The following is a 13,677-nucleotide window of genomic DNA, read 5'->3' as shown; positions in this document are numbered from 1 at the left end:
ATTTAACAACATGTGAAAGAGGTCAGCCATGGAACAGACTTACTCTATTAAGAAAAAAATGAAGCAGTTAGCTATTATATTATTCCCTATCTTAGTCACCCAAGTGGGACTCTATGCAATGAACTTTTTTGATACGGTTATGTCTGGTCATGCTAGCTCCTTTGATTTAGCAGGTGTAGCAATAGGATCAAGCCTTTGGGTTCCAGTATTCACAGGCTTAAGCGGCGTTCTTCTCGCCATTACACCTATCGTCTCTCAATTGCTTGGAGCTAATAAAGAAAACGAAACTCCTGCTACCGTGATTCAAGGAACCTATGTATCCATATTCTTTTCCATAGTCATTATCATCGTTGGTGCGCTAGCCGTCGATCCTATTTTGAGAATGATGAGCCTTGAACCAGATGTAGCTAGAATTGCTAAAGGCTATCTCTTCGGACTCTCATTTGGTATCATTCCATTATTTGTTTATACAGTACTTCGCTGCTTTATCGATGCTTTAGGTCATACAAGAGTAACAATGATCATTACTCTGCTAGCTCTACCTATAAATGTTTTTTTCAACTATGTCTTGATATTTGGTAAATTTGGTTTCCCTCAATTAGGTGGAATTGGTGCTGGATATGCTACAGCTATCACTTACTGGTTTATCGCCTTTATCACGATCTATATCATAGATAGGAAGAATCCATTTAGTGTTTATCGCATTTTTCGTACCTTGTATCCTGTGTCCTTCAAAGCTTGGAAAGCAATTCTCATCATTGGAGTTCCCATTGGCCTAGCTATTTTTCTTGAAACCAGCATATTTGCTGCTGTAACACTCTTTATGAGTACGTTCGATACGACAACAATCGCTTCGCATCAAGCAGCATTAAACTTTGCTTCTGCTCTATACATGGTTCCGTTAAGTATATCTATGGCCTTAACCATTCTAATAGGCTTTGAAGTGGGAGCAAAGCGATACAAGGACGCTAAGCAATATGGATACATTGGTATTGGTTTTTCCATCATGATGTCCTTACTTTGCGGATTTCTTTTGTTTTTGTTCAAGGAGCAAATCGCTGGTTTGTATACAACCGATCAGGCAGTTCTGTACCTGACACAGCAATTCTTAATCTATGCTGTCTTCTTTCAGCTCTCTGACGGGATCGCTTCCCCTATTCAAGGAGCGTTACGAGGGTATAAGGATGTTAATTCAACGTTTTATATCGCCATTGTTTCCTATTGGATTATTGGTCTGCCTTTAGGTTATCTATTAGCTACATTTACAACGTTAGGTGCTTTTGGTTACTGGCTCGGTTTAATTGCTGGCTTAGCCGCTGGCGCCATCGCTCTAACACTAAGACTCATGGCTGTTCAAAAAAGGTATACTAGCTTATCATAGGATAAATTTATTTGAATAGAGGGAGTAAATGGCGATTTAGTATATATTTAAGTAATAGAAAATAACTCGAGATGCGACTATAGATAAGAGACTCGAGTTATTTCTATTTCTATCTGAACATAGAAAGTCGTCCAGTTATGTTCTATCTTTTTACTCTAACTAAATCAATGTGTTCAATACTTCCCTTGAAAAGGGCACAATCTCACTAATACGATTGTCTCGTATTTTGACAGTCCACGAAGGATCGGCCAACAGAGCACGCCCCACTGCAACTAGGTCGAATTCTCCTTGTTCTAGTCTCATAATTAGAATTTGGATATCGGTGTTATTTGTCTCTTTTCCTTGGAATAATGAACTAATAAGGTCTTGATCTAGACCTACTGAGCCAACTGTAATGGTTGGTTTTCCCGATAGTTTTTTGACCCATCCTGCTAGATTAAGAGAAGAGTGCTCAAATTCAGCTTCCCAAAATCGACGAGAAGAGCAATGAAAGATATCGACACCCGCTTTTACTAAAGGTGTTAAAAAATCTTCTAACTGGTCAGGAGTTTCTACTAATTTTGCTGTATAATCTCCTTGCTTCCATTGGGACAAACGAAACGAAATAGGAAAGTCGGTTCCTACTGCACGTCGACAAGCCTCAATCACTTCTACTGCAAAACGAGTACGACGAATGAGGTTGCCCCCATACTCATCTGTACGCTGATTCGTCTTTTTCCAGAAGAATTGATCAATTAAATAACCATGTCCTCCATGTATTTCAATTCCATCAAACCCTAGCCGCTTTGCGTTGGAAGCAGCTTGTGCATAAGCTTCAATCACGGTATGAATCTCTGATTTTGTCATCGGTTCCGTTTCTTTCACACCAGATACGGTAAGCCCTGAAGGTCCAATCGGCGGCACATGTGGATTCGGATGGTCTCCTACATTACGTTGCATGCCAACATGCCATAGTTGCAGAACGATTCGACCACCTGCCCCGTGAACTTCATCGACTACCTTTGCCCAGCCGTTAAGCGCTCCTTCATCATGGATATTAGGAACATTAGGATCGTTTCCAGCAGCTGGATGATTGATGAAAGTACCTTCTGTCACGATTAATCCGACACCATTTTCAGCTCGACGCCGATAATAATCTGCTACATTCTGTCCGGGAATACCTCCTGGAGAAAAACTACGAGTCATCGGAGCCATTACGATTCGATTTGGTAGCGTTACATTACCTAACCTGAAAGGTTGAAATAATGACTCCACAGAAACAGCGGGTTGAATTTCTTTATTATTTTCCACAATAACAGTCCTCCTAAAATCGAGAATTTTTTTAGTCAAAAGTAAAGAAATGATTTAATTTTTTGCTCCCAAAAACGGTTTATATTTCTCCAGATAAGCAAAAAGAAGATAGGCATTTAGGCAAATGATAATCAATGCCGGAAAAATAGAAGCTATATCCAAAAATAAATGAAACAGAAACATATTTACGGAAATCGGCATAAACAGAACCAAAGCAAGTGGAACGAAGCGATTGATCAGTAAGCATGCTCCTACTAACAATTTCATTAAAAGTACGACCACCATGATATAACCGGTCTTGATCAGGGCATCCATAAAGTTAGTTGCTGGTTCAGCATAATGTGGCTCTGGCGCGAGATTTAGCGATCCAATAATTCCAAATGCCAATAACATCAATCCAAATAAAATACGAATAACTGTGGTAGATTTCTTCTTCATCCTATTCACTCCTTGTGTATTAGCTATTGTTGGCTTTTCTATGAAATAAAATCTGTTGAAATACTTCTGCTAAAATTTCTGCTTTATATGCCATCTGTCCGTTTGTACGCCATGCGACAAAACCATCGGGTCTTATTAGCACAGCACCTTCACTACGTATCCCGTATGCTTCACTCCAATTATTGTCTATATCCACTAAATCTCCATAAGCACTTATTTGGTATGCTTGTATTGTAATTTCTAAACATAAGGAAACATTTGATGCTGCATCTAGCCATTCTTTCCCTTTATCTCCTGTAAACAAAACGAAGGTTTTTCCTAATAAATCAATTGTTGAGATACGTTTCCCTCGATAGCTGCACCAAACATGTGGAGCTCTTTTACCAGGTACACCATCTAATCGCAGTTCATCTAATCGAATCTCTATATCTTCCTCTGAGACAATGGCATCTGATTGGTATAAATAACCGATAGCAGGGATAAGGGGATGCACACGACCCTCTCCATCTGCAAGATTCAGAACAGATTGATTCGTAGCAAATTGAGCTACTGGTTTGCGTTCCTGTTCATAAGTGGTCAACAAATCAGTATTTGCTTCATCGCGTAAAACAGCAGCTAATTTCCAAACTAAGTTATGAGCATCTTGTATTCCTGTATTTGCCCCATATGCTCCCTTTGGTGGCATGACATGAGCTGCGTCTCCTGCTAAGAAAACACGTCCAACTTGATAATGATCAGCAATTCGTGAGGCAGCTTCCCATGGAAGAATGCTTAGTATTGTAACGTCTAAATTTGGTAAACCGATTGCCTTACGTATGAGGTCAATGCAACGATCCTGTGAAAAATCATCTGTTGATTCTCCTTTTTCAGGATGGTAAGCAACATGAAAACACCATCGATCTTTGTTATTAACAGATAGTAACGAACCTGGTGATTCAGGATTCGTAATGTTACATACAATAAATTCATGACCTTCTACCATTTTCCGCAGATCTGCTTGAAAATAAATGTTGATATGATGCCCAAAAGAGCCTCCCTCTGTAAACTCAATACCTAAAGCTTGACGCACTTGACTTTTGGCTCCATCAGCGGCAATCATGTATTTGGCATAAATGGTTTCTACTTGTCCCGTTTTCCGATCTCTTATCATCGCTTGAATACCAGTTTTTGTTTGTTCAAAAGAAATAAGCTCTGTATAAAATCGGATGTCTCCACCTAGTTGTTGTGCTTTCTCAAGCAAAACAGGTTCTGATTGATCTTGAGAACATGCACAAGCTGTAATAGGACTGATGCTTTTTACTTGTTCTCCGATTAATGCTTCTAATTTATGACCATTAGGAGCTATTCGTTTGAGTCCTTTTAAATCTGTCTCCGCTAGTACCTTCACTTCAATAGCACCATTGCTTTTTTCTAGTACCTCTCCAGCAGTTCGAATCTCTTTTTCAATTCCGAGCTCTCGGAAAATTTCCATGGTACGAACGTTCATACCATTTGCACGCGGATGAATAGAGGTACAAGCATGTCGTTCTATAAGCAAATAAGGAATATTTTGGTTTGCTAGACAAAGTGCTGCAGATAAGCCTACCAAACCACCACCTACAATGAAAACGGGGGATTGTTTTTTAGACATCGTTGTTGAACTCCTTTTCAAGATTTGTACTTTTCAAAGATGAGAAGAAAGCATAAAATGTATTTAGGAACATAATCACAGTGAGTATAGCGATAGTGATTATACTCACTAATTGATTATAAAGTGAGTATACTCACTAAATAGCAGGATGTCAAGGAGGATTTTATGGATAAATCAAAAGTTCCTTTTCCAACAGAACCACCAACACCAGAGTTTCTGTTAGAAATATTGTTCAAAACTACTCACTCTATTCATTCTCAGTTTGAGGCTCATTTGTCTGCACAGGATGTGCCTACCTATTTGACTGGGCCAAGGATGCGATTTTTGAAATGTATTGCAGAAGCAGGAAAGATCAGAATGAGCGACTTGGCGACAAAATTAGGAATCAAAAAGCGTACCGTAACTCAATTTGTTGACGCCTTAGAAAAAGAAAATGTTATCGTACGTATACCTGATCCTAATGACCGTCGTGCCACATTGATACAGATTACAGATACTGCTGAACCTCTTATAAAAAGAACCGGGAATGCAATGATCGAAGCAGCTACAGAGGTATTGGCTTCCTTTCCTTCAGAAAGTCGTAGCCAATTGCTTTATCTTTTGTATCAACTTGCGGATGTTAAGGAATCGAACGATGATATGAACTGATTTCTACGAGGAATGAACGGAGTTCCAACAAGTTCACTATGAAAGTCACACTATCTAACAAGGAAAAACTTTTAATAAACTGGTGAGTAATTGCAAACAACCGACTGCCTAATGTACAGGTAGTCGGTTAAATCGTGTCTGAAATATGTCCAAAAGCATAATTATTTTCCCCAAATGATACGCAACTCCAGATTAACGACGTGTAATCGGCTCATCATAGCGTGATTGTAAGTAACGTAGCTGAAGACATGTAACCGCTGTACTACCTAAATCCTCAAGGAACGAATAATTAGCCCATGCTCCAACGATCGCACCAAAGCCGGGAATAAGCTGAAATAGCTTCCTTAGCTCAATGCTCTGCTTATACTCCATATAAAACGTTTCCCAATCATAATCATCCCACGTCTTATCCTCGTTCTCACCGTTCTGCTCCCACGTCTTCACTTCCTTCCAAACCCGCTGCTTACTTTCTTCCCCTGAGAATTGAAGTTCAAATACTTTAAGCAGAAATAAGCGATCCTCAAAATTCTCAAGTCTATAGCCGAACAACACCCACAGCTCTTGAAGCATTTTAAGTTTAATAGAAATTAACGCAGGAAAATCAATAGCAGCTGATACTAAGCCACCAAAGCCTGTACCAGCACCTTCTGCAGAGGCAATTCGCTTGTAATATAGAATAATTTTATCAGCAGCCTTACTTAACCCTTCTAAATCATCGGGATTTTCAACCTCCACCTGAACCATCTGCTGCTTCGGAAGAAGGTTGATCCCCTCAATAAAGGACTTAATCCCTTTTTCTAAGGCACTGGCTAAGGATTGGTGCACCTTTCTAGGAATCAATCCGTCAAACTTTTGTTGAACTCCCTTCGTCCAGCCCATAAAATCAGAGGTTTTATAGACTTCTTTTTCAAACTTGCGTATTCTCATCACACATATCTTCTCGTAGCTATTCAATCTAATCTCTCCTCACGATATTTTGATCTTAGAGACTTGTTTCACTAAAATATGTACAATTTTAATGCCTACTTAAACTTGATATTATTTGATACAGGAGCTTTTTACTTTCTTCGTCCTTTAGTCGAGGATTGCGCCCAATCTCTTCATAGACTTCTTTTTCTTCCAAAAGCTGTTTTGGATGTAATGTGTTCAGCGATATTCCATGTAACATATAGGGTCGAGATGACAAAGAGTCTACCCTCCAATTCCATTCTGGTAGTTCGTTCATAATAAGGTCTCCAGTTTCAGTATAAGTGATATAACTAATTGTGATTTCTATATTACCTTTCTGGAAATCAGACTGCCTATTACGAAACTCCTCACTGACAGAAACCTGTTTATATCCTTTTTTAATAAGTGCTTGTTCTAATTGTTCTCTATTTTGTATCCACGTTACAATATCAATATCATCATGAAGGCGAGTCACTTTCCCAAGCAAAAAGTCAATAGCCCATCCCCCACGTAACCACAACTCTACTTTAAGTGTCTCAGAGATTGTACTGATCTCACTCAAAGCTTTTAATTGTGACTCAGTTTGTACATCGAAGTTTTCCTGCTTCATTTGAAGCCCCCTGTTCAATAATCTTTACTACTTTCTTTATACGAAATAAGAATGCTCTCAGTTTCAAAATATTTACGTATAAGAAAAGCTTCTATCGAGGCACTCTCGAAGAGGTCATGTAGTCCAGCCGACTGCCATCATGCAGAGCAACACTCGCGCGCTGGGAATTGCCTAGTCCCTTATTAGGGGGAAGTGTTGCCTTAGGATGTGGCAGTTTTAACCGAACTTCTGCTTCATTGACCACCATCATGCCGTGTAACACCGTGCATTGGGAGCTACTCACCGGTTGGAACTGCACGACGGTCGAAAATACGACAGTCGGGAGCTGCATGCTGGTTGGAAACACGACAGTCCGGGGCGAGCTTTCGGCTCGGCTGAAACGATTTGTTGCAAAAATCCATTAAATTCAATCATTTTTGATGGCAATTCCTAGTTTTAGTGCAAATATCCACTTATTCATTCCTTTCTAGCTTCATGTGGGCTAATAGGAGATATATTAGGTGGATTTTTGCAACAAATGTCCTTTTTTCAGCTTGTTTTCTATTAAATGAGTGGATTTTTGCATTAAATCCTTTCCTTTTCTCTAAACAGGGACGCCGACTGCCATCATGCCGTGCAGCACCGCGCACTGGGAACTGCGAACGGTGCGAAGGAGTTCTTCAAGTACTCCTCTATTCAAGGTTCTGTCTACTCCCCTGATGAATGCCGGAGTAGACGCTCCTCAATATACATAAAGACCTTTCCTCAACGCATAAGGGGAGCTGCTCATTCCCAAAAAACTTATAAATTCTAATACGTTAAAAAAAGCCATTCTCATAATGAAAATGACTTCCCCCTATACTTTCTACCTAACTTATTATATCCTATTTGCTTTACTCTAACTATTCTATGAAACCTTAACCTTCATTCTCTTTTTTCCCTCACGGCACAGCTCTAACAGAGGACAAATTTCGCACTGCGGGTTTTGAGCCTTACAATGATAGCGCCCAAAGAAAATCAAGCGATGATGGGTCATCGTCCACTCTTCTTTAGGAACTTTTTTCATTAGAGTTTGCTCAACCTGCAATACAGAATCCTTCCATTTGCATATGCCTAGACGCTTAGAAACTCGCTCCACATGTGTATCTACAGCAATAGCTGGGTAGTCAAACGCGTTAGACATAACCACATTAGCCGTCTTTCTACCTACTCCTGGAAGCTTCACAAGCTCTTCATGGACTGGTGGAATCTCACCATTATACTGTTCAATGAGTAACTGACTCAGGGCTTTAATGTTTTTTGCTTTATTTCGATAAAGACCAATACGCTTAATATCCTGCTCCAGCTCCTCTAAAGGAACGGCAATATAATCATCTGGAGTTTTGTATTTCTGAAACAAGTCAGCCGTTACCTCATTGACCTTTTTATCTGTACATTGGGCAGATAGTAGTACAGCAATCGTCAGCTCAAAGGCATTAGCATGATCTAATTCACAATAGGCGTCAGGAAACATTTCCTTTAGCGTATCCAATACGGTCTGCATGTTTTTTTTATTCATAAGCATATCTCCAGCAAAAATTTATTCCATCGTTGGGCTAACTTTAATCAGCTTTTCTTTAATTACTATTTCTCTTAACTCACTATTACTTCAACGAGCTTATTTTAACCAGTTATAAAAAGTAAACTCTACCTCTTGCTTTTCCGTTTTCCCTTTTGATTTACTGATCTGCTGCTGTCTAAACTTTTTGCTGTGTTCTCTGACCTGCTCTAGAGTCCGCACTCCACTCTTTTGCCATTCAAATAAAATCCGGTCAATATAACGCAGGGACAGCTTTCCAGATACAACAGCCTCTTTTAGGGCTAGAAAAATCATCTGCGGCTCATAGCCGTCTTCATCTAGCCAAAAGCCAATCGTTTCACACTCGATAGGAGAAAGAGGTCGCCCAAACTCCTGCTCACAGCGTAAAAAGATTTCTCCCTCAAGCTTCTCCTTCTGTAGCTGAGTAGAGGCGTCTGCCTCCGAATCTGGCCAAGCAGAAGCTGAGGCAGCAGCAACCTGCTCTCTGTTTTCATTGGCGAGCAGAAGATAGAGCTTCTCCCATAAAGGATTCAAGCAATACCTCTCCGTATGTTTTCCTTCATCATCAAGGCTTGCTGCAATGTCCAATACACCATTTTTGTGCATTCTGTTCAGCATCTGACTCAGCTCTTCCTCCGTACTGGTCATTCGTTCTAAAAGCAGTTCCATGCTTGGGAGCTTCGTCCCTTCATCAGCAAAAGCCTGCAAATGAATAATCAGTAGTAGCTCGTGATCAGATATGGATAGCTTTTTGTAATTCTGTAAAAGGACAGACGGAATGGAGGCACTCCCTTTGTTCATCCATTTTTGCCACTGTTGAATCGAGATCACTAGCCTCACTCCATTTCAATCACTTTATGGGTATAGACGATTTAATAAACGTGGGAAAGGAATCGTTTCACGCACATGATCTGTACCTGTGATCCACGCAACAGTACGCTCTAAGCCCAAACCGAAGCCTGAATGAGGAACCGTACCGTATTTTCTTAAATCTAAATACCACTTATACGTTTCAGGAGATAGCTGATGCTCACTAAACCTTTCAGCCATAAGCTCTGGATCATCAATCCTTTGGCTTCCCCCTATAATCTCTCCATAGCCCTCAGGGGCGATTAAATCTGCACAGAGCACAACATCCTCACGATTAGGATCAGGCTTCATGTAGAACGCTTTAATGTCCTTAGGATAGTGCGTAATAAATACAGGCTTACTGAAGTGATCAGCAATTGCCGTTTCATCAGGAGCTCCAAAATCATCTCCCCACTTAATCTCATGTCCCTTTTCCTGTAATAGCTTAATGGCTTCATCATACGTAATCCTAGGAAATGGTGCTTGTATATTCTTCAGCTTCTCTACATCTCTTTCCAGCACCTCAAGCTCAAGAGGGCAGTTCTCTATAACCTGCTGAGCAATATAGGTAACGAAATTCTCCTGTACCACTAAGCTTTCCTCATGATCCATAAAGGCCATCTCCGGCTCAATCATCCAAAACTCAATCAGATGACGACGAGTCTTAGACTTTTCTGCTCTGAACGTAGGTCCAAATGAATACACCTTTCCAAGCGCCATAGCAGCAGCCTCCATATATAGCTGACCACTTTGGGAAAGAAACGCATCCTCATCAAAATACTTCGTGTGAAAAAGATTCGTTGTCCCTTCTGCAGACGTAGGTGTCAGAATAGGTGGGTCTATTTTAAGGAAGCCGTTCTGATCAAAAAAGCGATAGACCGCATTGATAATCTCAGATCGAATTTTTAGAATCGCATGCTGTCTCTTAGAACGAATCCATAGATGACGATGATCCATAAGAAACTCTGTTCCATGCTCCTTCGGAGAAATGGGGTAGTCCTGTGCTACTTGAATAACCTCAAGCTTTGTAATCGTTAATTCGTATCCACTCGGAGCTCTATCGTCTTGGCGAACGATTCCCGTTACGTATAGGGAGCTTTCTTGAGTGATCTGCTTTGCCGCTTCCCAAGATTCCTCATCTATTTCTTTCTTGACCATAACCCCTTGAATAAAGCCTGTCCCATCACGGAGCTGTAAAAACTGGATTTTTCCGCTCGATCTTTTAATATATAACCACGCTCCGATGGTTACAGTCTCTTCAACATGCTGTCCTACTTGAGATATTGTAATTTTCAACGATATTCCCTCCAACATTTCACTATAAATTGATTGCTACTTGTCCATATGTAACTCAGATCCAATGCTCTTATTATATAAATAAATGAGCTCCGTTGCCACCCCTGAAAAAAGGAAAAGAGAAATGAATGTAATCTCAGAATCCTTCCACTAATTCAGCCTAACAAAAAAAGCTTAACATGAACAAAGGTCCATGTTAAGCGTGGACAGTCTTATATTCTTCAAGGAGCTGTTGAAAACGTGCTCCACTCATTCTTTCCTCCTGCATAAGCTGATCATAGCCTAATTGAAAAACTCGATCATGCTCTTCAAGCACCTTCCTCGTTTTCATGAGAAGCTGATTTAGAATCTTATTCGCTTCCTCTTGAATTTTGCTTTTAGAGAGATGCTGAATCGAAACAATACCTAGGGATGTAAGTCCAGCATCAATCATATGATGCACTAGATTTAAGGCTTGTTCAAAATCATTTTTTGACCCTGTGCTACGCTCCCCATAATAAATCTCCTCCGTCACAGCACCTGCTAAACAAATCATGATTTGCTCCTCAATATAGGATTTTGTATGCAGATACATTTCCTTCTGCGGGGCCTGTCGAACATACCCTAATGCTCCTCCACGCGGGATCAGAACAACCTGGGAAACAGAATTAGGACGAAGCACCTCAGAAACGATCGCATGTCCTAGCTCATGGAAGGCCACTCGCTTCTTCTCCTCCTCTGTTGACTCCCGATCCGTTTGCTCTCCCATCATGACCTTATCAATCGCCGTGGAAATATGCGTGCTAGTAATGGTAGGATTCTTTACTCTAAAGGCATAAATAGCAGCTTCATTAGCAACACTCTCCAACTGAGCACCTGAGAACCCATAAGAGTCTATAGCTACCGTTTCTAAATCCACGTCCTCTGCTAGCGGTTTATTTTCAAAGTGAATATCTAAAATTTGCTTCCGGCCATTTTTATCAGGTAAGTCAACCTGGATATGTCGATCAAACCTTCCTGGTCTAAGCAATGCTTGGTCCAGCATATCCTTTCGATTGGTGGCCGCTATAATAAGGATTCTAGGTGAGTCAGAGGTTAACATGCCATCCATTTCAGTCAAAAGCTGATTTAAAGTCTGATCATACTCCTTCTGCTGCTGCCCCTCACGCTTTCCTCCTATCGCGTCAATCTCATCAATGAAGATAACACCTCGGTCAAGGTTTTTCTCCGCTGTTAAGGTCTTAACCTCTTTAAACAGATTTCGAATCCTGCTAGCTCCAACTCCAACATACATTTCAACAAATTCACTTCCAGAAGCAGCGACAAAAGCCGCTTCAGCATAATTTGCTGCCGCTTTGGCCATTAATGTTTTCCCTGTTCCAGGAGGTCCCGTTAGCAGAATACCTTTTAACGGGCGAATCCCATAATGATCAGCCTCTTTATCCTGCTTAAGAAAATCAATCGCCTCCTTAAGCTCCTGCTTAGCACGCTCCTGTCCACCAATATCGGTAAACTTCTTTTCCATAGTAGGAACCTCATGGCTTTTTCGTTGCTTTGGCTTTGCGACAGGATAGGCCCCTTGCTTTCTCACTAGATAAAAAACCAATCCAGCAATAAGCATGACAAATAAAATAGGACCAATATTAACCTCTATATAGAACAGAAATAACAGAATAACGGGAACTGCTCCGAAGAACCATTCTTTTTTTATCATCTTATCACCGCCTTACTTAGCGTTTAGCTTTGTTTTTCCATTAGAAAGGGAATATAAATATACACCTCAGAGTCGTTCACCGGTTTAACATAGATAAAGAGATGATTTTGATTCATCCTTACATTTCCTTCTGATATAAGACCTTGCTCCTGCCATTCCTCCAGAATTCCACTAAGCTCTGAATATTGCTTCTGATGCACAGCCTCTGTGATTTGGGCGGAATGCTCAAGCCACCAAGGATGATTCTCTCCTTGACTTAATGCTATATTTAACTGAACTTCCTTCTCAGGATTAAAGCCTCGCACAAAATCATAGATCTTTAAGATATCTTTTCCGAAACTTGGATTATTCTCAAAACCAACGGTTAAAGAAACCCTCTTTTGATCCGTATAAAGCTCTAGTAGTTCTGTCTGCTCTAGCTCTGTCACCATATCCTGAATTGGCTTTTCCGCTCCATAATACTGATACGTAAACCAACCGCCAAACAGCAAAACCAACGTTAGCGTAAACGAAAGGAGGATTATTTTTTTGTTTAACTTTTTCAACATATACTTCATCTCCTCTCCACTTCAGTCTAGCAGACACTCTTAAAAGAACATACCATTCTATCGGGTATATATATGAGTATATCATAAATTGATATACAGTTGACTTGTAATTGACTTCCATCCTACTAAAAAAATGTGAAAATTCCTTGACAAATAGCCCATCTACCTCTCTCCAATCCTTCTTTTAGATCTTTGTGAAACGAAAATAAAAAAGGAATCACAGTATCCTTATCTAAAGGTCTGCCATTCCATATATTGGTGAATCATTGTAATTCTTAAATCGTTAGGTCTGATATAGCTAATTTAATCAAACAACTAGTTTGATAACGTAAACCTCTTTTGAAACTCTCCATCCGTCATAGAATAGTAGAGATACTGATAATCTTCTCCGCTATCCTGTGCCACAATTTCCCAAGTGAAATCCTGTCCTGAAATAGCTGGTGTAATCCGGTGAATGACCGTTAGCTCGGAAAATTCCTGTCTAACTTTCTCCATAGCCTCGGAGCTTGTTAAAACTAGCTCATCATGGTTCAAAGTATACGTATCTCCATCCTCACTCACATAAAAGTAAGCATATACACTATCTTCAATTTCGAGGTTAAACACCATAAAACGTTTTTCTCCATGATAACGAAAGGTTTCCTGTACAACAGCAGATTCCGGTATAAGCTGCATATAACGGTTTAGTCCATCTTGTCGATCTGCCTGGACTGTTGAGTAGATATCAATAGCCTGCCACAGCACAATAAGTAATATTCCTGTTCCAATAATAATCCATTTTTTCATCA

13 protein-coding genes are annotated in these 13,677 nt (G+C 40.2%); 2 read left to right on the top strand and 11 right to left on the bottom strand.

Annotated elements, in window-relative coordinates; translation table 11 throughout:
• Positions 1–28: 28 nt before the first annotated feature.
• The gene (locus tag J2S11_RS06975; protein WP_307392730.1) at positions 29–1,381 is read left to right on the top strand and encodes an MATE family efflux transporter; all 1,353 of its coding nucleotides are present in this window, start codon (positions 29–31) and stop codon (positions 1,379–1,381) included.
• 159 nt (positions 1,382–1,540) lie between these two features.
• On the opposite strand, the gene J2S11_RS06970 is transcribed toward J2S11_RS06975, so the two are convergent.
• The 3 genes from J2S11_RS06970 to J2S11_RS06960 are packed head-to-tail and all read right to left on the bottom strand — an operon-like array spanning position 1,541 to position 4,739.
• Entirely contained in the window at positions 1,541–2,671 is a 1,131-nt protein-coding gene (locus J2S11_RS06970) for an NADH:flavin oxidoreductase (RefSeq protein ID WP_307392729.1), read from the bottom strand.
• Between the two features lie 54 nt (positions 2,672–2,725).
• Positions 2,726–3,109: a hypothetical protein gene (locus J2S11_RS06965; protein WP_307392727.1), complete on the bottom strand. Its 384-nt coding sequence runs from the start codon at positions 3,107–3,109 to the stop codon at positions 2,726–2,728.
• Positions 3,110–3,128: 19 nt separating this feature from the next.
• The gene (locus tag J2S11_RS06960) at positions 3,129–4,739 is read right to left on the bottom strand and encodes an FAD-dependent oxidoreductase (protein WP_307392726.1); all 1,611 of its coding nucleotides are present in this window, start codon (positions 4,737–4,739) and stop codon (positions 3,129–3,131) included.
• Between the two features lie 165 nt (positions 4,740–4,904).
• Here J2S11_RS06960 and J2S11_RS06955 point away from each other — a divergent pair, with 165 nt between their 5' ends.
• Positions 4,905–5,387 carry a MarR family winged helix-turn-helix transcriptional regulator gene (locus J2S11_RS06955; protein WP_307392724.1) on the top strand — a complete coding sequence of 161 codons (483 nt, stop codon included), beginning with the start codon at positions 4,905–4,907 and terminating at the stop codon, positions 5,385–5,387.
• Between the two features lie 192 nt (positions 5,388–5,579).
• Here J2S11_RS06955 and J2S11_RS06950 read toward each other — a convergent pair whose 3' ends face one another.
• The 8 genes from J2S11_RS06950 to J2S11_RS06915 all read right to left on the bottom strand — a co-directional run bounded on the left by J2S11_RS06950 (position 5,580) and on the right by J2S11_RS06915 (position 13,675).
• The gene (locus tag J2S11_RS06950) at positions 5,580–6,341 is read right to left on the bottom strand and encodes an EcsC family protein (RefSeq protein ID WP_307392722.1); all 762 of its coding nucleotides are present in this window, start codon (positions 6,339–6,341) and stop codon (positions 5,580–5,582) included.
• A 61-nt stretch (positions 6,342–6,402) separates the two neighbouring features.
• Positions 6,403–6,945 (bottom strand): nucleotidyltransferase domain-containing protein, encoded by a 543-nt coding sequence (locus J2S11_RS06945; RefSeq protein WP_307392720.1) that lies wholly within the window; start codon positions 6,943–6,945, stop codon positions 6,403–6,405.
• 886 nt (positions 6,946–7,831) lie between these two features.
• Positions 7,832–8,482, bottom strand: a complete 651-nt coding sequence (nth, locus tag J2S11_RS06940) for an endonuclease III (RefSeq protein ID WP_307392718.1) — start codon at positions 8,480–8,482, stop codon at positions 7,832–7,834.
• Positions 8,483–8,581: 99 nt separating this feature from the next.
• The gene (locus tag J2S11_RS06935) at positions 8,582–9,334 is read right to left on the bottom strand and encodes a DnaD domain-containing protein (RefSeq protein ID WP_307392717.1); all 753 of its coding nucleotides are present in this window, start codon (positions 9,332–9,334) and stop codon (positions 8,582–8,584) included.
• A gap of 24 nt (positions 9,335–9,358) precedes the next feature.
• Positions 9,359–10,666 (bottom strand): asparagine--tRNA ligase, encoded by a 1,308-nt coding sequence (gene asnS, locus J2S11_RS06930; protein ID WP_370875473.1) that lies wholly within the window; start codon positions 10,664–10,666, stop codon positions 9,359–9,361.
• Positions 10,667–10,844: 178 nt separating this feature from the next.
• Positions 10,845–12,338 (bottom strand): AAA family ATPase, encoded by a 1,494-nt coding sequence (locus J2S11_RS06925; RefSeq protein WP_370875485.1) that lies wholly within the window; start codon positions 12,336–12,338, stop codon positions 10,845–10,847.
• Between the two features lie 26 nt (positions 12,339–12,364).
• Positions 12,365–12,889: a hypothetical protein gene (locus J2S11_RS06920; protein WP_307392710.1), complete on the bottom strand. Its 525-nt coding sequence runs from the start codon at positions 12,887–12,889 to the stop codon at positions 12,365–12,367.
• Between the two features lie 315 nt (positions 12,890–13,204).
• Positions 13,205–13,675, bottom strand: coding sequence for a hypothetical protein (locus J2S11_RS06915; RefSeq protein ID WP_307392708.1), 471 nt, complete (start codon positions 13,673–13,675; stop codon positions 13,205–13,207).
• Between the last annotated feature and the right edge of the window lie 2 nt (positions 13,676–13,677).

It is taken from the genome of Bacillus horti (genome assembly GCF_030813115.1).
GTDB classification, from domain to species: domain Bacteria; phylum Bacillota; class Bacilli; order Caldalkalibacillales; family JCM-10596; genus Bacillus_CH; species Bacillus_CH horti.
Note: the sequence above shows the minus strand (reverse complement) of the source record. Positions and strands in the feature narration are given on the sequence as shown.